At 36.4% G+C, this 23139-nt stretch carries 27 protein-coding genes; 6 read left to right on the forward strand and 21 right to left on the reverse strand.

From position 1 onward, the window contains the following. Positions 1–60: 60 nt before the first annotated feature. Positions 61–327, forward strand: coding sequence for a hypothetical protein (locus KYI10_10310; GenBank protein QYA32712.1), 267 nt, complete (start codon positions 61–63; stop codon positions 325–327). Between the two features lie 38 nt (positions 328–365). Here KYI10_10310 and KYI10_10315 read toward each other — a convergent pair whose 3' ends face one another. Next, the gene (locus tag KYI10_10315; GenBank protein ID QYA32713.1) at positions 366–1400 is read right to left on the reverse strand and encodes a LysM peptidoglycan-binding domain-containing protein; all 1035 of its coding nucleotides are present in this window, start codon (positions 1398–1400) and stop codon (positions 366–368) included. Between the two features lie 447 nt (positions 1401–1847). Here KYI10_10315 and KYI10_10320 point away from each other — a divergent pair, with 447 nt between their 5' ends. Then, positions 1848–2516: a hemolysin III family protein gene (locus KYI10_10320; protein ID QYA32714.1), complete on the forward strand. Its 669-nt coding sequence runs from the start codon at positions 1848–1850 to the stop codon at positions 2514–2516. A gap of 37 nt (positions 2517–2553) precedes the next feature. On the opposite strand, the gene KYI10_10325 is transcribed toward KYI10_10320, so the two are convergent. After that, positions 2554–3300 carry a hypothetical protein gene (locus KYI10_10325; GenBank protein QYA32715.1) on the reverse strand — a complete coding sequence of 249 codons (747 nt, stop codon included), beginning with the start codon at positions 3298–3300 and terminating at the stop codon, positions 2554–2556. A 153-nt stretch (positions 3301–3453) separates the two neighbouring features. Here KYI10_10325 and KYI10_10330 point away from each other — a divergent pair, with 153 nt between their 5' ends. Next, positions 3454–3732 (forward strand): hypothetical protein, encoded by a 279-nt coding sequence (locus KYI10_10330; GenBank protein QYA32716.1) that lies wholly within the window; start codon positions 3454–3456, stop codon positions 3730–3732. Positions 3733–3785: 53 nt separating this feature from the next. On the opposite strand, the gene KYI10_10335 is transcribed toward KYI10_10330, so the two are convergent. Together KYI10_10335 and KYI10_10340 are read right to left on the reverse strand one after the other, a co-directional pair. Then, positions 3786–4037, reverse strand: a complete 252-nt coding sequence (locus KYI10_10335; protein ID QYA32717.1) for a hypothetical protein — start codon at positions 4035–4037, stop codon at positions 3786–3788. 25 nt (positions 4038–4062) lie between these two features. Then, positions 4063–5061, reverse strand: coding sequence for a Rho termination factor N-terminal domain-containing protein (locus KYI10_10340; GenBank protein ID QYA32718.1), 999 nt, complete (start codon positions 5059–5061; stop codon positions 4063–4065). Positions 5062–5363: 302 nt separating this feature from the next. Here KYI10_10340 and nrdD point away from each other — a divergent pair, with 302 nt between their 5' ends. After that, positions 5364–7199, forward strand: coding sequence for an anaerobic ribonucleoside-triphosphate reductase (gene nrdD / locus KYI10_10345; GenBank protein QYA33969.1), 1836 nt, complete (start codon positions 5364–5366; stop codon positions 7197–7199). Next, the gene (nrdG, locus tag KYI10_10350; protein ID QYA32719.1) at positions 7196–7678 is read left to right on the forward strand and encodes an anaerobic ribonucleoside-triphosphate reductase activating protein; all 483 of its coding nucleotides are present in this window, start codon (positions 7196–7198) and stop codon (positions 7676–7678) included. The genes nrdD and nrdG overlap by 4 nt, the downstream gene beginning before the upstream one ends. 27 nt (positions 7679–7705) lie before the next feature. Here the strand turns inward: nrdG and KYI10_10355 are convergent, their stop codons facing one another. The 4 genes from KYI10_10355 to KYI10_10370 are packed head-to-tail and all read right to left on the reverse strand — an operon-like array spanning position 7706 to position 10568. Beyond that, entirely contained in the window at positions 7706–8434 is a 729-nt protein-coding gene (locus tag KYI10_10355) for a class I SAM-dependent methyltransferase (GenBank protein QYA32720.1), read from the reverse strand. A 12-nt stretch (positions 8435–8446) separates the two neighbouring features. Further along, positions 8447–9223, reverse strand: coding sequence for an alpha/beta hydrolase (locus tag KYI10_10360; protein QYA32721.1), 777 nt, complete (start codon positions 9221–9223; stop codon positions 8447–8449). Between the two features lie 11 nt (positions 9224–9234). Continuing rightward, on the reverse strand, positions 9235–9948 hold the full coding sequence (locus tag KYI10_10365) for a hypothetical protein (GenBank protein QYA32722.1): 714 nt from the start codon (positions 9946–9948) through the stop codon (positions 9235–9237). Next, entirely contained in the window at positions 9945–10568 is a 624-nt protein-coding gene (locus KYI10_10370) for an HAD family hydrolase (protein QYA32723.1), read from the reverse strand. Before KYI10_10370 ends, KYI10_10365 begins: the two co-directional genes overlap by 4 nt. A gap of 70 nt (positions 10569–10638) precedes the next feature. Here KYI10_10370 and KYI10_10375 point away from each other — a divergent pair, with 70 nt between their 5' ends. Beyond that, the gene (locus tag KYI10_10375; GenBank protein QYA32724.1) at positions 10639–11178 is read left to right on the forward strand and encodes an NUDIX hydrolase; all 540 of its coding nucleotides are present in this window, start codon (positions 10639–10641) and stop codon (positions 11176–11178) included. Here the strand turns inward: KYI10_10375 and KYI10_10380 are convergent. The 13 genes from KYI10_10380 to pta all read right to left on the reverse strand — a co-directional run bounded on the left by KYI10_10380 (position 11134) and on the right by pta (position 23064). Beyond that, positions 11134–12078 (reverse strand): iron ABC transporter permease, encoded by a 945-nt coding sequence (locus KYI10_10380; GenBank protein ID QYA32725.1) that lies wholly within the window; start codon positions 12076–12078, stop codon positions 11134–11136. The two genes, KYI10_10375 and KYI10_10380, sit on opposite strands and share 45 nt — an antisense overlap. Continuing rightward, a complete protein-coding gene (locus KYI10_10385) occupies positions 12068–12913 on the reverse strand; it encodes an ABC transporter substrate-binding protein (protein QYA32726.1) in 846 nt (281 codons plus the stop codon). The genes KYI10_10380 and KYI10_10385 overlap by 11 nt, the downstream gene beginning before the upstream one ends. Before the next feature lie 64 nt (positions 12914–12977). Beyond that, positions 12978–14633, reverse strand: a complete 1656-nt coding sequence (argS, locus tag KYI10_10390; GenBank protein QYA32727.1) for an arginine--tRNA ligase — start codon at positions 14631–14633, stop codon at positions 12978–12980. Next, positions 14633–15040 carry a DUF1934 domain-containing protein gene (locus tag KYI10_10395; protein QYA32728.1) on the reverse strand — a complete coding sequence of 136 codons (408 nt, stop codon included), beginning with the start codon at positions 15038–15040 and terminating at the stop codon, positions 14633–14635. Before KYI10_10395 ends, argS begins: the two co-directional genes overlap by 1 nt. 181 nt (positions 15041–15221) lie before the next feature. Continuing rightward, positions 15222–15722 (reverse strand): YwhD family protein, encoded by a 501-nt coding sequence (locus KYI10_10400; protein ID QYA32729.1) that lies wholly within the window; start codon positions 15720–15722, stop codon positions 15222–15224. Positions 15723–15733: 11 nt separating this feature from the next. Next, the gene (locus KYI10_10405; GenBank protein QYA32730.1) at positions 15734–17029 is read right to left on the reverse strand and encodes an HD domain-containing protein; all 1296 of its coding nucleotides are present in this window, start codon (positions 17027–17029) and stop codon (positions 15734–15736) included. 165 nt (positions 17030–17194) lie between these two features. After that, the gene (locus tag KYI10_10410) at positions 17195–17950 is read right to left on the reverse strand and encodes a hydratase (GenBank protein QYA32731.1); all 756 of its coding nucleotides are present in this window, start codon (positions 17948–17950) and stop codon (positions 17195–17197) included. 11 nt (positions 17951–17961) lie between these two features. Continuing rightward, positions 17962–18441: a GNAT family N-acetyltransferase gene (locus KYI10_10415; protein QYA33970.2), complete on the reverse strand. Its 480-nt coding sequence runs from the start codon at positions 18439–18441 to the stop codon at positions 17962–17964. A gap of 72 nt (positions 18442–18513) precedes the next feature. After that, positions 18514–19629: a GNAT family N-acetyltransferase gene (locus KYI10_10420; protein QYA32732.1), complete on the reverse strand. Its 1116-nt coding sequence runs from the start codon at positions 19627–19629 to the stop codon at positions 18514–18516. 10 nt (positions 19630–19639) lie between these two features. Then, positions 19640–20752 carry an ATP-grasp domain-containing protein gene (locus tag KYI10_10425; GenBank protein QYA32733.1) on the reverse strand — a complete coding sequence of 371 codons (1113 nt, stop codon included), beginning with the start codon at positions 20750–20752 and terminating at the stop codon, positions 19640–19642. 163 nt (positions 20753–20915) lie between these two features. Further along, the gene (locus KYI10_10430) at positions 20916–21245 is read right to left on the reverse strand and encodes a DUF1450 domain-containing protein (GenBank protein ID QYA32734.1); all 330 of its coding nucleotides are present in this window, start codon (positions 21243–21245) and stop codon (positions 20916–20918) included. A 5-nt stretch (positions 21246–21250) separates the two neighbouring features. Beyond that, complete coding sequence (locus KYI10_10435; protein QYA32735.1) at positions 21251–22075, reverse strand: lipoate--protein ligase family protein; 825 nt, start codon at positions 22073–22075, stop codon at positions 21251–21253. Then, positions 22075–23064 (reverse strand): phosphate acetyltransferase, encoded by a 990-nt coding sequence (gene pta / locus KYI10_10440; GenBank protein QYA32736.1) that lies wholly within the window; start codon positions 23062–23064, stop codon positions 22075–22077. The genes KYI10_10435 and pta overlap by 1 nt, the downstream gene beginning before the upstream one ends. Positions 23065–23139: the final 75 nt, after the last annotated feature.

Here is a 23139-nt window from a genome sequence, read left to right on the forward strand (position 1 = left end):
CGCTTCTTATAGGAGGCGTTGTTTTTTTATCTTCAATACAATAAAAAGGGAGCGTTAATCATGAGAAATTTAGAAGATTATAGAGCATTAAAGCAGGAACTCACAAAATGGAACAGCATTACACCAACTAGTTATGCAGCGAGCATTGCACGAACAAACAAAATAAAAGAACTGAAACGCCAACTCGGTAATGATCAGTATGATGAGGCAGATGCACGTAACGATGAATTTCTATTACGCCATGAAATCAAATCGTTACATATCGAACTCGCACGAATCGAAAAACAACTCATCGATAAGTATCAAGCACTTCACAGTATTTCCTAAGCAGAATAAAATAAGAGATAGCAGACGCTATCTCTTTTTTAATGTATAAATACATATCTTGATACTTGCCATTGATTAAGCGTACGGTAACCAATCACCCCTACACCCGTTGCATAGTTCATCTCTGAAACAAGAATCGTGCCATCTGCGTTTACTCTTTCAACAAAAGCAACATGTCCATAATATCCATCAGACGTTTGTGCAATCGCACCATAGGCCGGCGTTTTATTTACAGTATAACCGTCTTTAATCGCACCATTTGCCCAATTACGTGCATGCCACCAATAAGTAGAAATTCCTTTTCCCATGGATGCTCGTTTATTAAACACGTACCATGTACATTGTCCGTTATCATATAAATTAGAATGTGCAAATACCGGTGTAACGAAATTGGTAACTGTAGTTGAAACAGGCGCATGTGATGCTACCGGACGCACAGTAGGTGTGCTTTGTACTCCATTACCTTTAACAACTAATCTCTGATTCGGAAATATTAAATCTGATGTCAGACCATTCAATGATTTAAGTTGTGCAACGGTGATGCCATAACGATTAGCAATTAAAGATAAATACTCACCAGGCTTCACAACATGGGATGTTGCATTACTTGTCACTGCAATTGGCCTTGTTGTGGATACTGCCGTTGTCGTTGTAGTTCCCGATACTTTAAGTCTTTGACCAGGAAAAATTAAGTATCCTGTTAAATTATTCAGACGCATAAGTTCATTTACAGATGTATTGTAACGATACGCTATCAAAGATAAGCTATCTCCAGATACTACAGTATGTATCTTCCCACCACTCTGTACTGCAGGACGATTCACTGTTTGTACAGTAGTTGGTCTTGTATTGCTTACAGATCTTGATACTTGTAATGATTGATTCGGAAAAATCAAATTTGAAGACAAGTTGTTCAGTGTCTTAAGTTGAGCAACTGATGTGTTATATTGATTGGCAATAGACCATAGTGATTCCCCAGCTTTGACTCTGTGTTCCGCTGCGTCTGCTTGGTAAGAATAAGCTGATGCGGCGGCTGTAGCTGTTATAGCAGCGAAAGTTAATTTCTTCTTCATACAAGTCCTCCGTATAATAATTGTTAAAAAATAAGATATTTATATTATTACACAAAATATATATGCATAATATTACAGTTTCCTTTCAATTTTAAAGTTTTCTCCAAAAACGAACTATTTTAGCACATATACCTATTAAAACATTTAGCTTTGAAAAACGTTGATATATCAATAATTAGATCGATTTATTAAAATAAAGCCATTATAACATTTCGACATTTTTTAAGTATCTCAATAACAATCTTTACATTTCCTTGTTACGATAAGTATTAATAATACAATATTCTGATTAAATTTTATTGTTTTACTATCATATCAATAAAACTTGTAACAATTTTGAAATATTATATATGAGGTTCATTATCTTATCATTTTCTGGCTAATTTTCGTATCTATTCGTTAACCATGATATAATTGTCTCATCATTTAAGAAAAAGGATGAATTGTATGAAGCCTACTGCACCAAAATATAATTTCCATGACATAAAAGAACTAAAATTCGGAGAAGAAATTGGTAACTCTGTATCTCATGGTGTGCCTGCCCTACTCATCTTATTTACTCTTCCTTATTTTGCGGTACAGTCATATGTACAGCACGGTAGCCTTTTTTCTTTCGGTATCAGTGTGTTTTTAATCAGCATATTCCTAATGTTTATCTCATCATCTATCTATCACTTAATGCCACCGAAGTCTGTTCATAAATTAGTGATGAGAATCATAGATCATGCGATGATCTATATCGCTATCGCCGGCACATATACACCTGTCGCATTAAATCTGGTTGGAGGGAAGCTCGGCATCACAATTATGATCACCCAGTGGGTTATTACTATTGTTGGTATCGTCTATAAGGCAACAGCAAAACATGTGAATCCAAAAATTAGCCTTGCCATGTACTTAGGAATGGGCTGGCTTGGTGTCGTACTGTTTCCATCGTTAATCAGTAAAGCAAGTTTGACTTTTATACTGCTCATCATCGCCGGTGGGTTAATGTATACGATAGGTGCATGGTTCTATGCACAGAAAAACCGTCACTACTTCCATATGATCTGGCATTTCTTTATAATCCTAGGTGCTTTATGTCATTTCATCGCTTTGCTTTATTTTATACAATAAATAAACGTGACACGAGCAAACACTCGTGTCACGCTTGTTATTCTCCGACTAGCAATCCATTATGTTTATATATTTTAAACGTCTGGATTAAAAAATTATTATGTTTATCTATTGCTTTCACTTTGAAATAACTGCCACCTGCATCTTCTTCATCATTTCCAGCAATTAAGACGACCTGTTTATCTGGATTCTCTTTTATTAAACGTGCCATATGTTCTGTTCTGACTTTTTCTATTGCGCCATCAATATTTGCAACTTGCTGTGTGCGCTGTTTTACTACAGGCGTCACACTATAATCATTAAAGTCGTAAACCTCCATTCTTTTATGTTTTTTATTATAAGAGAGATCATATACAGTGACCACTTTACTTTCAATATTATTTGTTCCATTAGATTTCATTATTCTTGATACCTTTACATGGACGTGATGCTTATTATCTTCTTCTATAGATTCAATGTTATATGATCGAATCTGATAATTATCAAACATACCTGTCTTCAGTTTATTTTTAATATACTTATCCGCTTCTGAACCCGCTTTAATATAAGGCTGAATTAATTGATATTTACGTATATTATATGCTTCCGGCATTTTCCTCATCAATTGCTTCATTGTTGACTCAGCAAGATCCTTATATGCTACTTTATAAATCTGCTTAACAGGTACACTTTCCTGTGCATTTGTCGTACTTTTTTTCACTGTCTTACTTATTTGATTGTCATCTTGACTGCATGCTGTAAGTAATAATATTATTAATGGCCATTGATACTTTATTAATTTCATAAGCATCCCCCTTTATTAGCTTTATAATATCACAATCTTCTCAACTTCTGATCTGTGACATTTATCACGCAAATATATTGTGCAACATCATATTTTTATATTAATGTATTATTTTTTCATTTTACATGTTATATTCTAATAAAATAGAAGGAGGTGCCTACGATAGAAGCATTAAAAGCCTATGAAATCTTCGATCGTTTTAATAATAAATGGAGCTGTACTATATATAGAAATTTACAGTACCAGGAGGCCCCTTCTTTTATGCGATTGCGTTGTAGTGCGCTCAACTATAATCGTATCATGGAAACAAATAATGACGAACAAACTTTACTTCGATTATTACGTTATATTACAATTTATCTCGACGAACTCCAGTTTGTGAGTCATGATACTGTGCGACTAGTAGATGTCTCTCCTTTACCTGAACAATAAAAAATTGTGAAGAATATCCAACATTCTTCACAATTTTTTATTTCATAATGCGATTAACCTCCAAAATACAGTGAACTAAATAATATAAGCAGTATAAGATCGAACACGTGTCTGAACATATTTTCTTTAAATGCATTTCTATCGAGACTATCTAGTAATCCTAATATCAATAGTGCTGCGAAAGATAATACGATTAATAAATTCAGGTTTACTTGTGTTACTAATCTTATGATAATCATAAAAATAACAGCAATATTTAATATATTATATGCTCTATTCCAAATTGTTGTAGTTGTTTTATTCAAAGGTACTTTTCCTCCTCAGTGTATATTATTTCTTCTTTCTTTTTTTCTTTTTCTGTTTAACCTGAACGACTTTACGTTCCTTTTTCTGCTGTGTCTTATGCCCATTTAAAGACCAAAGACGTGTATCAATGATCGCACGAGCGATATACTCAGGTAATGTAAGATCCTCTACTTTTAAAAATCCACTATTTTCAATCTGCTGTATATGCTTCAATATGAATTCCGGTGTATCATTTGCACGTAGACCAAATATAATTGTGTCTGTGATTAATTGTGCTGTATATGTTCCTCTATATTCTTCTGTTACCATGTCATCTAACAATGTTCTCAGTGCCTCTATCGCTTCTGATGGTTCAGTAAAGTAAGGATCTTTGTAGTTCAGAAACTCCGATTCAGTAGCTGGCTCATAGTACTTCTTACCATGCGTTAAAGCTTTCATATTCAAGTTAACTTGTGCTAAATCGCGATGTTTAACACTTCTATGTTGAATCAAATCTTTATATTCAGGTAATAGGCGTGTTATTTCTTCTTTGATTGTCTGTTCATCTTTTTGAAGTCCTTTATATTTATATTGAAGTTTTGCGAGCTGCTTTAAACTTACAAATCCATATAAATTGAACGCACTATGATAGAACTCTATCAGCTGGATATCACTGTTAATATCCGGATGAGTTTCGATAAATTGCTTGAAATGTTGTTTCACATCTTTTGGAATTACGAGATGTTCATCTGCTTCAGGATAGAATAGAAATAATGTATCCGGAATATCTCGATTAAACCTCACAGTTTCATTATCACTTACTGCAAGCTCATAAAAGATGAGCTTATAATCGCTCGATAATTCTTGTAATAATCGTGTCAGTAGTTGGTCATCTTCAAAGTACGTACTTTGAATCAACTCAATAAGTTCATCTTTATTCTTTGAAGAAAATCCTTTAATATCAAAATTTCTGCAAATATCTTTAAGTTCTTCTTTAGATAATGACTCTAAATACCATGTTAAATTCTGAACATTATGTGTCATATATGCCTCCGTATAATAATCGTCTTCATTCAGACATGCAAACTTACTTAATTGTACCAAAAATAAATTCTATATAAAACTTTCTGAATCATAAGAGCAATGAGATAAAGCAATTCTATCTTAACCCATCACTTTCTTCTAACGTACAAATTGAATTATTTGTACCAAAAATCACGCAATTCAAAGGAATTATGACGAATTATTGTAGTAATTGTGAATATCCAAAAAAGCACATTATATAGTGATAATATATTAATCAAATACTATATATAGTGATAAGGAGTACGAATATGAGTGAAGTTATAGAACGTTTACAAGAAGATCTCACCCGTTTAACAAATGAAGTGAGTGACGTAATCCATGAGAATGCAAATAAAGATCCAAAGCGATTCACTACGATGCGAGATTTAACCGCAGGGACTGTCGCACGTCATATTGGATTAAGCATGTTACCTAAGCATGTCAAGGACGCTCACGTCAAAGGAGAAATCCACTTTCATGATTTAGATTATCATCCTTACCAACCTATGACAAATTGTTGTTTAATAGATGTCAGCCACATGTTACAGAACGGCTTTATTATGGGAAATGCACATGTCAATCCGCCACAATCCATTCAAACCGCTGCAGCACAGATCAGTCAGATTATTGCGAATGTTAGCAGTAGCCAATATGGCGGCTGTTCTATAGATCGTATCGATGAAGTATTGAGCAAATTTGCTCATCTTAACGCATTAAAGCACAGGCGTAACGCTGAGCAGTTCGTTACGCTGCATTTGCAGGATGACTATGTTAAGAGAATGACAGAAAAAGATATATATGATGCAATGCAGTCATTAGAATATGAAATAAACACTTTATATACGAGCAATGGTCAGACTCCATTTGTAACATTTGGTTTTGGACTTGGTACAGATGTTTATGCGAGAATGATTCAGCGCGCAATTCTAAGTAATAGACTAGTAGGTTTAGGTAAAGAAAAGGTTACTGCAATATTCCCTAAACTTGTCTTCAGTATTAAAGACGGCATTAATTTCAAAGCAGGAGATCCAAATTACGATATTAAACAGCTTGCATTACAATGTTCTTCTAAGAGAATGTATCCAGACATATTGAATTACAAAGCACTTACCGATCTCATCGGCGACTTCAAAGTACCGATGGGCTGCCGCAGTTTCTTAAATCTATACGAAGAAGATGGGCAGATTGTTAATAGCGGTCGTTGTAATTTAGGTGTTGTAACGTTGAATCTTCCCAGAATCGCCCTCGAATCAAGGGATACAGAACAGTTCTTATCCATATTAAGGACACGATTAGACATCGCAAAAGATGCTTGTTTATATCGTATCCATCGCCTTAAAGATGCTACCCCCGAAAATGCACCGATACTTTATCTACACGGTGCATTCGGTAAATTACTGCGTCCAGACGATGATATTACACAACTATTCACGCAAAGACGAGCAACTATAAGTATCGGTTATATCGGACTGTATGAAGTCGGAGCGGCCTTATTCCACCCGAACTGGGAAACTGATGAGAAAGCTAAATCCTTTGTGGAGCAAGTACTAATCACGATGAAACAGTATGTAGCACAATTAACGGAGCAGTACGACGTACAATTCAGTATATATGGTACACCAAGCGAATCACTTACACACCGCTTCTGCATTTTAGATTACGAGAAATTTGGTCCGTTAGAGCATATTACGGATAAAGGCTATTATACGAATTCCTTTCACTACGACACAAGAAAGGCCGTTACTCCATTTGAGAAACTGTCATTTGAACAACGCTTTGCAAAACATTCGTTAGGTGGCTTTATACATTACTGTGAATACCCTGATTTGAAGCATAACTTAAAAGCGCTTGAAGCAGTATGGGATTATTCCTATGATAAAGTCGGTTACTTAGGAACGAACTTACCGATTGATAAATGTTTTGAGTGTGGGTTTGAAGGGGAATTCGAAGCGACTGCAGATGGCTTTATGTGTCCGCACTGCCATAATACTGATCCTGAAACGACCGATGTGATTAAGCGCACTTGCGGTTATTTAGGACAACCACTTAAACGACCGATGATTAAAGGCCGTCATAAGGAAATACAATCTCGAGTTAAACATATGGATGCATTATGAGCAACATCGCAAAGATAATACCAGCCTCAATGGTTGATGGTGAAGGTGTACGCGTCAGCGTATACATTTCAGGATGCAATTTTCACTGTCCAGGTTGTTACAATGCAAGTATATGGGACTTCCATAAAGGTACGCCTTGGTCAGAAGCGCTTAAACTTGAAATTATAGCATTATTAGACCACGACTATATCCAAGGTCTTTCTATTCTCGGTGGAGAACCATTGCAGAATGCAGAACTTACACACGAACTCATACGTTCAGTAAGAGAACATTTCGGACATTCTAAAGACATATGGCTCTGGTCCGGTTATATGATTGAATGGATATCACGTTCGTCTTTTGCGTTTATATTAGATGATATTGATGTCCTCATTGATGGACCCTTTGTAAAGTCACTTTATAGACATAACTTAAAGTTTAGAGGTTCTCTTAATCAGCGAATACATGACTTAAGTAATAAATGCACACCTTTCAAATGAATTGGAGGGTGTGCATTGTATTTATTACTACTTTCTTCTAGCAGATATAATTAGCATCATCGGCCTTCTGAGTTCATCTTTCATTTCAGGATTGGACTCAAGCATATCTTTACTCGGTTCAGGTTCGTCAATGCCCTTAATAACAAAGTTGTTATCAATCAGCACACTCAAATAATGTGATAATGTACGATGGTATTTACGAACTTCTTCTCCAAGAAAATTCGTCTCACGTTCTCCTTCTTTATAGTAATTGTCTACCGGCCAATATAATTTATTCCCTTCCTCATCATATATCCACTGTTGAGAGCCTTCAGCTGTATAAACAGGATGTTCTATACTAAAAATAAATGTGCCATTAATCGTGAGCACTTCTTTTACTTGTTCAACGACATCTTTGAATGAAGGCATATAATGAATGGCAAGTGAACTCATCACTACTTCAAACTCGTGGGGCTCAAAATGCATTTCGTCCATAGACTGCTCAAGAAATGTTATTTTATCGGCATCAGGTTGTTGCCTGGCATGTTTTAACATCTTTTCAGAAACATCTATTCCTACTACTTTTGAAGCACCAGCCTCAACTGCATATTGACAATGCCAGCCATAACCACACCCTAAATCTAATACCGCTGCATCTTCTAGATTGGGTAACAATGATTTAAACGCTTCCCATTCACCGGCGGCCTCTAATCCATTTTTCGAACGTTCCATCTCACTATAGTTTTGGAATAAGGTGTCATCGTATCGTTTATCCATATTTTTCCCCTTTTATTCTTGTTTCAAGAAATCCAAAGCTTCTTTTTCAAAGTGTTCTTTTTCTTCAAACAGCATCGCATGCCCACTCTTTTCAAATATAATAAGTTTGCTACCCGAGATATATTGATGTATCGTTTCAGCTTCATCTTGAGGAATAAGTTCATCATACTTCCCATTTAAAATCAGCGTCGGTGCTGTAATGGACTTAAAGTCTTCTACATTAAAATCAATTGTAGATAATATTACTGCATCTTCTTCCTTGTCTGTCAGTCCATTAGATGTTTCAATCATTTTCTTATAATATTTCTTAATAGCCTTAACATCATGATACATATAATCCATCAACACTTCGTTACGCTTAGAGCGTGATAATGTTCTTAGTATACTTGCATACTTGGAATGAAATTTCTGTTCTGCTTCGTAATAACTCTGTTGACCGATACTCATAACTACAAGGTGATTCACGTACTCTGGATACTTTGCAGCGATACTACCTGCAACCATTCCACCGAGGCCAAAGCCCATGAAATGTGCATTTTTAATAAACAATTTATCCAGAACTGTTAGCACATCCTCAATATAACCATCCATTGTTATCGACGTGAGTTTATCAGACAGGCCATGCCCTCTTAGGTCGATCTTTATTAATTGAAAATCTTTAAAGGCATCGTTAAATGCGTCAAACATTGACGTATTCATAAATTGGCCATGAATCATGACAAGCGGATAACCTTTCCCTCTAATTGTATAGTGTATTGCAACATCGTTATTTGTTAATGCAAGCTCCATAAAACACCTCGTTATCTTATAATCTTCGCAAATTCATGTACATCTGATGATTCATCATAATTATAATTTTCAGTGTACTCTACTGTCTTTATTGTACAGTTATTTTTAATTGTAACATTATCTCCACGTACAAGTTCTGCAACAACATTTTCTAGCGTCACGACCGAACCATCGATTGCTCTTACTGATAATCTCGAATCTTTGTCTTTAAGTAGTAACATTTCACGTTCTGCTTTCACTTGTACTTCCTCGCCATTTAAATAACGGATATTACTGACCTCACTGACAATAATCTCCGCCGCTTGCACTGTCAGATCATTATCGAGCTGTAATGAGCCTGTTGACCTAAAACGTTCCGAGTTTATTGGTCCACGTGCAACCACTACCCCTGTTGAATCGAATTTTTCACTTCTCAGTCCACCTTCAGTCTGTAGACGCCCTTTATTATGAATAGATGCGGATATTGTATCACGATTCACTCTAAGATCTGCATCTTTATCGATTGTCAGCTGCTCTGTTTCAAGGGTATCTTCTATATTCAATGTACCAGAAACACGAATAAATGGTGCATTGACTTTTCCTTGTACAGTGAGGGTTCCTGTTTCATGTATCATTATTTCATTTGCTTCAATGCTCGAAGTTACAGTTACAGGAGCACTTACTTCTATCTTCTCAAATATTCCACCTTCTACGCTTGCAGGTTCGTTCCAATTGATCATTGTCATGTAATCGTCTCCTCGTCTAAAATATTTAATATTTCTATCATTGTATGTGTTTTCATTTCTTTAGTATTTATCAGTCGTATTCCTGTACCGACTGCATCCACAATTTCATCACCTGTTACAAATAATGTATCTTGAGGGCGTGTGTCTAATGAACGACACATCTCAATCAACTGTGTTTCACCAATCGTATTTTCTTCTGTAATGATTGTATGCGTAATATAATTTTCTATACCCAGAACATCGATAATATAACGCTCATGCTCATACTCACCGGTGGCAATCACTCCAATTTTATAACCTCTATTTTGCAGTCTGGTCACGGTTTCTTTCATATTATTAGTTTCTGAAGCGAATTTAGGGAAATTTAACGTATAATCCTGCATAAGCTCACGTGTTTCAATGTATGTAATACCAAGCTTATCAATAACAGCCTGATACACACGCTTAACCGGAACTGCACCTTCTTTATCATATGTTATAAAGTAGTTGATAAAATCCTGCTTTTGCACTTCAATAAAGTAAGTTCTGTAATATTCATACTGTGCATCTAAAAAACGCTCAAGTGATAACTTCCTATCTAACAATACTGATTCCATATCAAATATTATAGCCTTAACCATATTATCCCTCCGTTAGCAGTATTATACCCTATCTGATACACTGTTATCATATAAAAAGGAGGGAGAAACGATGTGGACAAAAAGAAAATTAATTGGAAAGCAAGATTATAAGGTCTTTAAAGTCATGACCACTCAATTTAGCTATTACTCAAATACTGCTGAATTCTATCAAATTGAGGCACCACATTGGATTAATATTATCGCACGATGTAAAGATGATATCATTATGATTCATCAGTATAGAATCGGTATCGAAGATTACAGTTTAGAGTTACCCGGAGGAATTATAGAAGAACAAGATATTATCACAGCCGGAATGCGCGAGCTTGAAGAAGAAACAGGTTATACAGGTACGCCTGAAATTATTGGCACGATGCACCCTAATCCAGCACTTTTTACAAATCATCTCTATACGTTATATGTGAAGGATGCATATTATATAGCGACAAATAAGCTAGAAACATTTGAAGATATCACTGTATATCATGTGCCCTTATCAGAAATACACAGAAAAATAGCGCATGGTGAAATTACCAATGCGCTGACACTTGCGAGTTTAATGCAATTAATCTCGAGATATCCTCATTTGTTTGACTGTAGTAATGAATAATAAAGGCAATCCAATGAGACACATCATAATACTCACTGGAATTTGTACAGGAGGCACGATAACTTTTCCCAGGAAATCTCCAAGTAATATAAGTATAGTGCCAAGTAAGGCTGTCGTATGCATTTTACTTAAGAAATTTCCACGCATAAAGAAACGCACAAATGGTGGAATAACCATTCCGACGAATCCAATAATACCTGTGAAACTAATCAAAATTGCTGTTGTAATACTTGCAATCGTTAATAATAAATACATAAAACGCGTGGCTTCTAATCCTAATACATGTGCATGCTCCTGCCCTAGTGACAATAATTCTAACGGTTTATGGTAATAATAAAGTAATAGTATTCCTATGATACTGATAGGGAGTACAATGATCACTTCATTCAAAGATACATTATCAAGAGTGCCAAAAAGATAATTCATAATATCCCTAGTTTTATCAGGAACAAAAAGTATAAGCATATACAGTACACTAGAACAGAACAAATTAATGAACATTCCAGTTAGCACAACCCATACCGACTGATGACTTACTTTAATCATCATGCTAAGCAGTATTACAACGAGCAACGTGATTAAACTCATCACGATTCCACTGACCGCAATCATCACAAGCGACAGTCCTGTAATTACACCAAATGCACTACCAAGACTGGCACCACTTGCAATACCAAGGGAAAAGCTGTCCGCAAGATTATTCCTTAATATAATCTGAAAAGTTAAACCACTTAACGACAAAACAGTACCTGCAACAATTCCCATAATGACACGCGGGATTCGTACTTCCAATAATATAGACCGATTAAGTGGATCCGTTAAATCTAGCCATCCATTATCAAAGAACAAATGACCACAAATGATGCATAATATGATACAAAACAAATGTTTATTGTGCATCTTGTATCGTTTCAGCAAGTTCTTTTAATCCTTGTGCGATACGTGGACCCGGCCTTGAAATTTCATCCTCATGGATCGTGTATACAGCACCATGCTTCACTGCATTCACATTGCTGAATCCCCCACGTTTTTCTACTGAAGCTTTATATGCTTCATCCGATAAGTCACTTGTTGCAATGATGACATCAGGATTCCGTTTAATAATGGCCTCTGAATTTACTGGCTGCCATCCATTGATATCATGGAAGACATTGACACTACCGAGCTGGTGAATCATGTCATCGAACAACGTCCCTTTACCACCTGTATAAATCTCAGGCGCCGGAGACACTTCTACTAATACCTTTTTATCAGCCAGTTTGTTGTGATACTCAGCAATCACTTGTTTTATATCTTCTTTAATTTTCGCTTCAAGTTGATTCGCTTCTTTTTCTTTATGTATAGCTTTACCGATCTGATCGATACTGGTATACATTTCATCGAAGTTTTGAGCATCTTTTACCGTTACCACCGTAATTCCTTTATCACTTAGACGCTTTAAGACCTTTTCTTGAGAGGTCATCGATTCATGTGCAAAGATTATCGTCGGTTTTGCTTTTAACAACGCCTCGTAGTTCAACTGCATCGCATCAAATTTTTCAAGGTTTTTAACTTCTTTGGGATAGTCGTCAACGGTTGACACACCGACCATTTCTTCTTCCATACCCAGTGCATAAAGGATCTCAGTATTACTCGGCATCAATGAAATAATACGTTCTTCCTTTACTTTGTTTGTTTGTCCGTTGCATCCCGTTAATACGCATAAAGTTATCAATAGAATAATTATTCTTTTCATTTTAGGCTCCTCGTAATAAAAGGGTGGGACAACTAAATGTTCCACCCTTCATATTTAATAGGAATTACATCTTCTCTGGACTAGACACACCCACTAATGTCAATGCATTCTGTAATGTAATTCTAACTGCTTCAATCATTGCTACATGTGCACTTGATTTTTCGATATCATCTGTTAATACTTTTTCAGCATTATAGAACTTATGGAAATGTGCTGCAAGATCCTGTATATAATTTGTAATGCGGTGTGGTGCACGGTGTTCTGCAGCTTGCTCAATAACACTTTCAAAGTCTGCGACACGCTTTAATAATTCAAATGCTTTTTCATTTGTAATTAAAGCATAGTTCGCGTCTCGACTTGGTGTGATACCCGTTTCTTTCGCCTGACGTAACATCGAGCATATTCTCGCATGTGCATATTGTGCATAGTAAACTGGATTGTCACTAGATTCACTTTTCGCAAGTTCCATGTCGAAATCAAAGTGTGAGTCTGGACTTCTCATCGTTAAGAAATAACGTGCTGCATCAATTCCCACTTCGTCCATAATATCACGAAGGGTAATTGCATTCCCTGTACGTTTACTCATCTTCACTTCCTGGCCATCTTGTAATAGACGTACCATCTGCATGACTTGAATTTCAAGACGTTTTGAATCAACACCAAATGTTTCAAGTGATGCTTTTAATCGATTAATATAACCATGGTGATCCGCACCGAATAAATTAATTAACGTATCATAGCCTCGTTCAATCTTATCATAGTGATAGGCGATGTCCGGTAAGAAGTACGTATAAGAACCATCTTTCTTAATCAGTACACGATCTTTGTCATCGCCGAACTCCGTCGTACGTAACCAAGTTGCACCGTCTTCTTCAAAGATATAACCGTGTTGTCTCATCTGTTCTAACGCTTTATCGATTTCTTTATTCTCATACAACGATGTTTCACTGAACCAGTTATCGAAATGTACATTAAATTCCGTTAAATCTTTCTTTAACTTCTCCATTTCGTAATCTAATCCAAGTTTACGGAATGCTTTAATACGTTCAGCTTCCTCAACATCTTTATATTCAGGATGCTTCTCTGCTAGATCTTTACCGATTTCGATAATATCTTTACCATGATAACCGTCAGCCGGTAACGCTTTATCTTCACCTAACGCTTGTAAAAATCTAGCTTCAATTGAGTATGCTAAGTTTTCAATTTGCTTTCCAGCATCGTTAATGTAGTATTCACGTAACACATCATATCCTGCAGCAGATAACACATTACATAACGTATCTCCTACAGCTGCGTTACGCGCATGTCCGATGTGGAGGCTACCTGTAGGATTCGCAGATACATATTCCACTAAGATGCGTTCATCCTTCGGCTCACCTTTTCCAAAATCTTCTTTTTTCGTTAATGCTTCTGTAATAATTCCTGTTAAATACGCATTATCCATGTAGAAGTTAATAAATCCAGGCCCTGCAATATCGATCTTTGATACGTCTGCTTTTTGAACATCTAAGTTGTCGACAATGGCTTGTGCAATCTCTCTTGGATTACGCTTTGCGAGTTTTGTTAATACCATCGCAATATTTGTTGCGTAGTCTCCGTTTTTTGTATCTTTTGGATTTTCAATTTTTATTTCAGGCACTTCTGTTACAAGTTCCGCTTTTAATATGGCTTGCTTTATTTCTTCAATTAACGTTTCCTTCTGCTTTTGTACGATATTCATCATGCTCTCTCCTTATATGTCAGTTCATAAGAATATGTTCCTATGACCGTGTTGTTTGTTGTGATTGAATATTGTATATAGATATGGCCAGATGTGCCTTCTCTTTTTATAACGAGCTGATTTGTCGTTATATCCATAACAGCTTTCTGATTTGCCATATGATAAATATTCTGCGTTGTTTCTGTAGGTACAAATAAGAAATCCATCGATAATTCGCCGATACGCCGAATCCGGATACGATTCTCCTCTAATTTTACACGAACGCTTGTTGCAATATTATCAAGCTTCTCTGTATACGTAATATATGAATGCTGCTTGTCGATCAGTTGTCCAACTGTGTTAACTTCAAACATTTCAGTCTCTTCTTCAGTCTTAATACTTTGTAATACATGAATATCAATGTCCATACTGTTCACCACTCTTTTAGTATAGCTTATATTATATAAAAAATTAAAGAAAGCAGGTATAAAAATACCTGCTTTCTTTAGTGTCCTAGCTATTTTTATAGCTATTCATATCTTACTTCTCTTAAGCAAAAAAAACAACCGTTAAATCAGAAGTTCATAATTGTCATAATTTTGACAAATTTTACTCTGCAAGTATCGTTTTTAATGCATCATCAGACAATTCCCACATACGTGCATCATGTTGCATTAAAAATTCTTTTAATACACGACGACTGTCTGCATCAATATGTTCGAGGATATAGTGGTGTTTCATCGATTTATCCATCATATTCACATGTTCTGCCATCACTTTATAGCCACGCTTACGCACTTTGTTCACCGCCATATAGCATGCTGTGACGCCTGCATAATATGGTCCTCGTTCACCACGTTCAGTTGTCACCCATACGAGCCAGTATTCCTGTTGATCTGGACCTTCTGTTTCAGATTTATCACTGACCCATTTCACGCGTTTTTCAACTTCACTTCTTGCATGCATCGCTCCGATATCTATAAAGGCATGCTGCTCTTTAATATCAATAAATACAGGTGCCACGTTATCAAGACTTATTGCACCGATATTAGTGCCTTTATGTCCATCTAATGGATCATTCTTTATAATGTTAAACTGAAAATCTGCCATATTTTTCACCTCTAATTTAATTCATTGAGTAAGTTAATAATGGATCCTTTTAATTCTGGATCTCGAATATTAAGTATAAGCTCTTTCGGATAATAAAGCTTATAATCCTTTCTATCTAACCCGGTAATACTATTAATAATAACAGATTGCGTACTGATTTCCTTAATTTTGTTATTGCGTGTTAGCAGATGGATTGGTTTTCGTTTATTAATGCCTGGTCGGTTGTAATCATAGGGTAAGTCACTGAAAGCATCAAATACTAAATAGTATTCAGAGTCAATTCCTGCTTTTTCAAACAAATCAGTCAGCTCTGCAATGGTAATCTGGCTACCGTCAAATGGTAAGTACTTAAAGAGATCACGATTAACAAAACGGCGAGACAAATCACTCAGTATCGCATCTTCTTCATCAATCCACTCCTGAAGATAATAGTTAATCACCATCTCATCTAACTTCAAATAATGTGTAACATCAACATCCTTCGAGTTAAAGAACGGTACTAAATATTTTGGCGGCTCTTTAAACTTATATCCTTCGTCATACAGTAGCTTGGCACGCTTAAAAACGCGATTAAGTAGTACTTCTCCACCTCGACTTACCGGATGAAAGTAGACCTGCCAGTACATCTGGTAACGGCTCATCAAATAATCTTCTACAGCGTGCATACCACTTTCTTTAATCACAACTTCATCTTCTGTCGGACGCATCAGCCTTAACACACGTTCCATATCGAAACTACCATAGCTTACCCCTGTATAATATGCATCGCGCTGAAGGTAATCCATCCTATCTGCATCAATTTGAGATGAAATCATAGATATGACAAGCTTATTTGCATGTGTCTTATTAATTACATCCGCCACTTCTTTAGGGAAGTCAGAATGCACTCTAGATAACACTTCATTGACTTCAGTAGGTCCAAGAATGATTTTTTGCGTATACGCTTCATGATCAGTGTCGAATATTTTCTCAAAGCAATGTGAGAATGGTCCATGTCCTAAATCATGCAGTAATGCAGCACACAGTGCTAACGGACGATCTTCCTCATTCCATGCAGAGCGTCCCATAAAGATTTCATCAATCATGCGACGTACAATTTCATAGACACCTAATGAATGATTAAAGCGAGAATGCTCCGCAGAATGAAATGCCAGATAGAGCGTTCCAAGCTGCTTTATGCGACGCAATCTCTGAAATTCTTTTGTTTTAATTAAATCCCAGATAATCTGATCGCGGACATGTATGTAGCGATGTACGGGATCTTTAAAAACTTTTTCTTCAGGCATTTTCTTAAACTGGTAGCTCATAGGGTCCTCCTAAACATTCTTATCAACTTCATCTTATCATAGAATGTTGATATCTATAATTTTTAAGAATTATTATAATATTTTAAGAAATATTCAATGTTTCTTAATGGGTCCCTATTTACAAAAAAATAGCCCAATAAAAAACTCTGCATATGCAGAGCTTTTTTATTGGACTTCTATCTTTACTTCGCCTACTGTCTCATAGACCGCTTTATAAATCCCTTTTTCAAGACGCTTTGGCAAAATAAATGTTCCAGATGAGACAAACATTCCTGGTGTAAGTTTTCTGTCGTATTCAGCAATCGCTTCAACGAGCCATTTCACACTTTCTACTGGATGTCCTAATACTTCAGACGAACGCCCTTCAGCAATCACTTCATCATTTAAATATAGTGTTCCTTTTATATCTTTAATGTCATCATAACTGCAAACCTTACCTTCACCAAAGACAACGGCTCCGCTCACGGCGCTATCAGTAACAATTTCGGCTACGCTCATATTTGGAAACCAATTCGTATAACGCGCATCCGGAAGTTCAATTCCTGGTGCTATAACACATTTCCTCATGATATCAGATACACTATCTCCTTGCTCTAATGTTTCTTTCACAATAAACACGAGTTCAAGTTCTAGTAATCCTTCATTGAATTCACCTAGAGCGACACGTTCCGATAATATCGTTTTATCTGTCATCGCACCATATAATGGACTATCACTATTAAACATACGCTGTGTCTCTTCGCTCGTAAGAGAAACTTTATAGCCTTTTAACGTTTCTGTTTGCTCTTTTAATTTCAAAACCTCATGCTGTACATCATATGCTGTTGCTAGAGACATCGTTTCAGGAACAATATGTTCTTCTAGCACCTTTCTTTGCTGATATGCATCAAACAATGGTTCAACATATTGATTGCTACTCATAAAAACACTCCCTATAATGTCTTTTTAAGCAGACCAGATAATACTTTCTCACCAAGAATGTCTTCTTCATACTCACGTACAAGCTCGAACCCTTCTCTATAATAAAACTTCGTTGCACGTTCATTGTCCAGTGCAACCTCAACAAAGACTGCATCATACGTGTCGAAATAAGACAGACCATTATGCAGGAGTGCCCTACCGATCGCATGACGCTGATGCTCTGGCAAGACATAGATAGCAGATAAATTCAGAGCTTTTCCGTAGATGAAATTTGCGAATCCTACGATTTCTCCATCTACTTCCGCTACTAAAAATAGTGTCTCTTTAATTCTCTTTTCTAGTCTTGAAGTGCTGAACGATGCTTCTAAAAATTGAACACTTGTGCTCGCTGTCATTATATTCTTATATGTATCGTGCCATGCTTTTGTGACCACATTTTTGATTTGAACAATATCATCTTGTGCTGCTTTACGAATACTTACCATTTCCATTCTCTCCTACTTCAGTTTAAAAAATTAATATCTTTTAATTATACCATTTAATTATCAGAATTGCACGACAACTTAATTGAACTGTGTTCGCTTTAAAGCTGGAGTCCCTATTGTTGTCGCACACTTAATAAACGTTAAATAGTTCAACTGTTTCATCGGAGAGAGATGTTTAATATAGATATAATGATATTCTAGATATGGTCTTGATCCTCGCGCTAATTTATAATCTTTGGCACCTGCACTGTTATTAATAGCATATCCATTACGCTTAGCAAATTCATATAACAATCCACTCGTTATAAAATAGAGGTGTTTAATGGATTGATTCATACCAAAATAAGCTGGAAATAATGTGTTCCCCGCTTCCTGTACAGCCATAAACGATACGATGCGCTCTTCATCCTTTAAGACAAACCACTGCAAATTCGTAGACTCATACATAAACTTAAAGAATTCAGCTGTATAGTGTGGATTAAAATGAGAATACTTATCTAAATATACTTGTTCATATAATGGAACTAATTGCGCAAAGTCATCATCTTCAAGCGTCATCGTAAATGTTAATCCACTCTTATTAAATTTCTTAATATCTTTCTTTAAATCTTTACGTTCGTTCTTATTGTGCTGTTCATTGCTATCATATATGTATACTGCTCGAGATATAAGACGTTCGTAACCCGCGTTATTAAGCAATTTCATTTCATGCTTATGAAATTTATCATTTAATGTACGGAAGCAGATGGCATGCTTTGGATAACGCTCTGATAGCAGCTTTGTAATCAACTCAATTTGGTCAAATTCATACCCTTCATACATTGTTGTCGACATAAAAGAAGGGAATACCGTTACTGTTTTTTCACATGCTGGATTCAGCACAAAGCGCCCGACTGTAAGCATTGCATTCGTTACAGGTTTTAAATATGCAGGCATGTTCATACGGTTTGTTTCGCTTACCATTTCATCAATATACTGACCCGTAAACGAATGAATCCACGATTGATTCATTCCGCCGTCTTTAATGCTGAACGGGATAAGCTGTCCATTCAATATCATAACTTCTACACGGGCATGCACATTCCTGATGCCACGCGTAATACCTTCCATCATATAACGTAAATATTCACGCTCTTTAATGCCAATAACAATCTGTTCAAATGGTATCTCTGTATAAGTGCTATAGAATGTCATACACAATCCTCTATTTCTTTGTCATAAGGTCATCGTTCCACTCAATATCATAAGTCGTAATCGTATTCACAGTCGTCTTCAGTGACTTCGCTGTTAACCACCACTGCGCACCACTGATAAGCTGCTCAAAGAATATCCCTTTTTCACTCGGATGCCAGAATATATCCTTGCCGTACTTCAAACGTTCTAAGTTATGTTTCTTAGGTCGCATAATGAAGTTATAGAGGGATACGAATATTAGCTGACGCGCTTCATATTTCGGTGTGCACGACTTTAACTCCCATACTTCAGGTTGCATAAATAAGGCACCATTAGTTGCACGCGGGTTACACTCAATAAAGTAATATTCACCGGTTGTATCACAATGAATCACATCAAATGCGATTTGATATGACCAGTTTAAATTGCGAATAACGCTTTCGATAATTTCCTGTAGTGTCTCATTTTTCTGCGAATGAAAGTGTGTTGAACAATTGTAACTATCATGTGTGTTCGATAAATATAACGATGTACTTAAACTTCTTCCTTCATACGCAAAGCTATAAGAACACCATTCTGTCCCTTTAATTAATGTCTGAATCATAAACGGAAATTCGATTAATCGCTGATTCTCTAACTCCATACGTGATAATTTACGTACGGATTGTCCGAAGCGTCCATATGGCTGCTTAACAATATATTCATTTCCTGGGTAATCATTCATAAACTCTGTTAAATCCTGATGATTCATAATATATTCTGTATCCGGGACTTTAAATCCCATCGCATCGATTAACTTTGTAAAGTTATATTTATTATGTACTGAAAGCATCTTCTGAATTTCTTCAACATAAATAGGTGCATTAATTTGTAATTTCATATAAGAAAGATAGAACGACTCTTCATTCAATGGTATAACAAGATCAATGTGATATGTGTCGATAATATCATTAATATCCTGAATATAGAGTTCTGTAGAAAATCGTGGAGAAGTGGTTATTATAAATTGCTCAATAAACTTTGACTTCTTAATACTTACTTTCTTCGTAGAGTCCGATAGGTAAACCTTTCTACCAAGCGCGACCTGCTGCTGCAATACTTCATACGAAATTGGTGCACGAGCACCAGTAATCAATATATTCACGAAATCTTCCACCTTTCATGTATGACACTTTATATTTATCGTAACAGAGAGATATTAAACACGTGTTAATTTGCATTAAAGAAATATGTGGAATATTAAGCTGTATATTTAAAAGTATAAAAAAGCACAGAAAATATCATTCATTTTCTGTGCTTTAGTGCATCTAACCTTTATTTAATTTCGCTTTTAGCTTCGCGTTCTGCTCATCCAGTCTGCGTTTACGTTCGGCATTACGCTTCGCTAAACGTGCCTCTTCTTCTGGATCACGTTTTTGAGAAAGACGTTTCTTCACTTTCTCCATCAGCTCATCTTCAGTAAGTGCTGCAAGCGGGCGATTGTTCACAAATGCAAAAGTTTTCTTACGTCCTGGTCCACAGTAAGACTGGCATGCAATTTCCACTTCAGCATCGGGGTCTAACTTTTCTAATTTTGGTAACAACGTTCTTAAACACACACCTTGGCAGTCATCACATACCTGAAACTTATTACGCATTTATGTCACCCTTCCTGATTTATCTTCAATTTACTATTACGTTCAATCATGCGCTCGAAATATATATTATACAATGTCCACATGTCGTTTGTCATCTCATTATTTGAAAGTGTTGCACCCAGTGCTTTCATCGCAAACAATAATTTAAACAGCACTTCTTCAACAGACAACTTTGTCTCGAGCAATTCTTCAAGGCTTGCCATGCATGATGGATCAATATCCGGATAATGAAACTTCGTCTCTTGCCCGTTCAATGCAATGTCATAAAACTGACGCATCAGCTCGGCACGCTCGCCGCCACTGCCCTCAATACACAAATAAATCTGGACTGCAATTCCACCTTTAACACGGCGTTGCGATATGCCTGCAAACTTCTTACCATCAATGCTTAAGTCATAGCTCCCCGGACAATACGAGCGCGTAATTTCTTTCGCTTCAATACGTTTACCGTACGACGCAAACATCTCCTGCACAAGTTCGTACATGTACTCATAACCTGCATCAATCGAAAAGCTGATATCCCCTTTAAATATAAGAGAAATATTCAGCACACCTGCATCAAGCACAACACCTAACCCTCCGGAATTACGTACAATCGCACCATATCCTTGATTATTCAAGTATTCTATCCCTTCAGCTAAATATGGTAATCTCGCATCATGAATGCCAAGTATAACGACATGATTATGTACCCACGTTCTCACTACAGAATCATTACCTTGACCCACTAAATGACAGTACATATCATCAAAACTAAAGGACTGCATCGGCTGCAGTCCTGTCGTATGATCAACATATTGCCATTTTCCTTCGAAAATGGAACCTGTCATTATAGTGATTGTGCTGCAGTAATGATTGATAATGATACTACATCTTCAGTAGAACATCCGCGTGATAAATCATTTACTGGTGCATTTAATCCTTGTAAGATTGGTCCAACTGCGTCGAATCCACCTAAACGTTGTGCAATTTTGTAACCGATGTTACCCGCTTCTAATGAAGGGAATACGAATACATTTGCATCACCTTGAATTGGAGACTCAGGTGCTTTCTTCGCTGCAACTGAAGGAACAAACGCTGCATCAAACTGGAATTCACCATCAATTACGACACCTTGTAAATCGCTTTCTGAAGCTAACTTCTCCTGTGCTAATTTCGTTGCTTCTGTTACTTTCTCAGTTTCAGGTGTTTTTGCTGAACCTTTCGTTGAGAAGCTTAACATTGCAACTTTCGGTTCCATACCGAATTGTTTTGCAGTCTTCGCTGATTCAATCGCAATCTCGGCTAATGCTTGTGAATCTAATTGAGGGTTAATTGCACAGTCACCCATAACGTACTGTTCTTCTCCACGCATCATGAAGAATACACCTGATGTACGAGATACGCCTGGCTTCGTCTTAATAATTTGTAATGCAGGACGTACAGTATCCGCTGTAGAATGTGCTGCACCTGATACTAAGCCAGCTGCATGACCAGCATATACTAACATCGTACCAAAATAGTTCGGATCCTTTAACATTTCAGTCGCTTGTTCTTCTGTCGCTTTACCTTTACGGCGCTCTACAAACTTCGCAATTAAGTCTTCACGTAATTCGCTCGTAGCCGGGTCCATTATTTCAATACCATCAATCGCAACACCTAACTTTGTAGCAAGTGCTTCGATTTCAGCTTTATCACCTAGAACGATAGGTGCAACTTTATCACCTTTATGTAACTCAACTGCAGCTTGTAATACTCTCTCATCGTTACCTTCAGGTAGTACAATCTTCACATTCTTCCCTGAAAGTTTCTCGTTTAATACTTCTAATAAATTAGCCATAATAGCCTCCCGAATGAATTAAATTATTTCCGTACCTATTATAAACCTAATTGCATTATTTTTCACGTCATCAAT

Source organism: Macrococcus sp. 19Msa1099 (assembly GCA_019357535.2).
GTDB lineage: Bacteria > Bacillota > Bacilli > Staphylococcales > Staphylococcaceae > Macrococcoides > Macrococcoides psychrotolerans.

Excerpts from the sequence above, each read along its gene's own strand:
- KYI10_10415 (QYA33970.2), bottom strand. The coding sequence starts at position 18,441 with ATGGAAATGGTAAGTATTCGTAAAGCAGCACAAGATGATATTGTTCAA.
- KYI10_10375 (QYA32724.1), top strand. The coding sequence starts at position 10,639 with ATGTGGACAAAAAGAAAATTAATTGGAAAGCAAGATTATAAGGTCTTT.
- KYI10_10430 (QYA32734.1), bottom strand. The coding sequence starts at position 21,245 with ATGCGTAATAAGTTTCAGGTATGTGATGACTGCCAAGGTGTGTGTTTA.
- KYI10_10410 (QYA32731.1), bottom strand. The coding sequence starts at position 17,950 with ATGAGTAGCAATCAATATGTTGAACCATTGTTTGATGCATATCAGCAA.
- KYI10_10360 (QYA32721.1), bottom strand. The coding sequence starts at position 9,223 with ATGGAGCTTGCATTAACAAATAACGATGTTGCAATACACTATACAATT.
- KYI10_10435 (QYA32735.1), bottom strand. The coding sequence starts at position 22,075 with ATGACAGGTTCCATTTTCGAAGGAAAATGGCAATATGTTGATCATACG.
- KYI10_10340 (QYA32718.1), bottom strand. The coding sequence starts at position 5,061 with ATGACACATAATGTTCAGAATTTAACATGGTATTTAGAGTCATTATCT.
- KYI10_10325 (QYA32715.1), bottom strand. The coding sequence starts at position 3,300 with ATGAAATTAATAAAGTATCAATGGCCATTAATAATATTATTACTTACA.
- pta (QYA32736.1), bottom strand. The coding sequence starts at position 23,064 with ATGGCTAATTTATTAGAAGTATTAAACGAGAAACTTTCAGGGAAGAAT.
- KYI10_10400 (QYA32729.1), bottom strand. The coding sequence starts at position 15,722 with ATGGCAGATTTTCAGTTTAACATTATAAAGAATGATCCATTAGATGGA.
- KYI10_10420 (QYA32732.1), bottom strand. The coding sequence starts at position 19,629 with ATGACATTCTATAGCACTTATACAGAGATACCATTTGAACAGATTGTT.
- KYI10_10310 (QYA32712.1), top strand. The coding sequence starts at position 61 with ATGAGAAATTTAGAAGATTATAGAGCATTAAAGCAGGAACTCACAAAA.
- KYI10_10405 (QYA32730.1), bottom strand. The coding sequence starts at position 17,029 with ATGAGCTACCAGTTTAAGAAAATGCCTGAAGAAAAAGTTTTTAAAGAT.
- KYI10_10380 (QYA32725.1), bottom strand. The coding sequence starts at position 12,078 with ATGCACAATAAACATTTGTTTTGTATCATATTATGCATCATTTGTGGT.
- KYI10_10320 (QYA32714.1), top strand. The coding sequence starts at position 1,848 with ATGAAGCCTACTGCACCAAAATATAATTTCCATGACATAAAAGAACTA.
- KYI10_10370 (QYA32723.1), bottom strand. The coding sequence starts at position 10,568 with ATGGTTAAGGCTATAATATTTGATATGGAATCAGTATTGTTAGATAGG.
- KYI10_10365 (QYA32722.1), bottom strand. The coding sequence starts at position 9,948 with ATGACAATGATCAATTGGAACGAACCTGCAAGCGTAGAAGGTGGAATA.
- KYI10_10385 (QYA32726.1), bottom strand. The coding sequence starts at position 12,913 with ATGAAAAGAATAATTATTCTATTGATAACTTTATGCGTATTAACGGGA.
- KYI10_10395 (QYA32728.1), bottom strand. The coding sequence starts at position 15,040 with ATGGACATTGATATTCATGTATTACAAAGTATTAAGACTGAAGAAGAG.
- nrdG (QYA32719.1), top strand. The coding sequence starts at position 7,196 with ATGAGCAACATCGCAAAGATAATACCAGCCTCAATGGTTGATGGTGAA.
- KYI10_10355 (QYA32720.1), bottom strand. The coding sequence starts at position 8,434 with ATGGATAAACGATACGATGACACCTTATTCCAAAACTATAGTGAGATG.
- argS (QYA32727.1), bottom strand. The coding sequence starts at position 14,633 with ATGAATATCGTACAAAAGCAGAAGGAAACGTTAATTGAAGAAATAAAG.
- KYI10_10315 (QYA32713.1), bottom strand. The coding sequence starts at position 1,400 with ATGAAGAAGAAATTAACTTTCGCTGCTATAACAGCTACAGCCGCCGCA.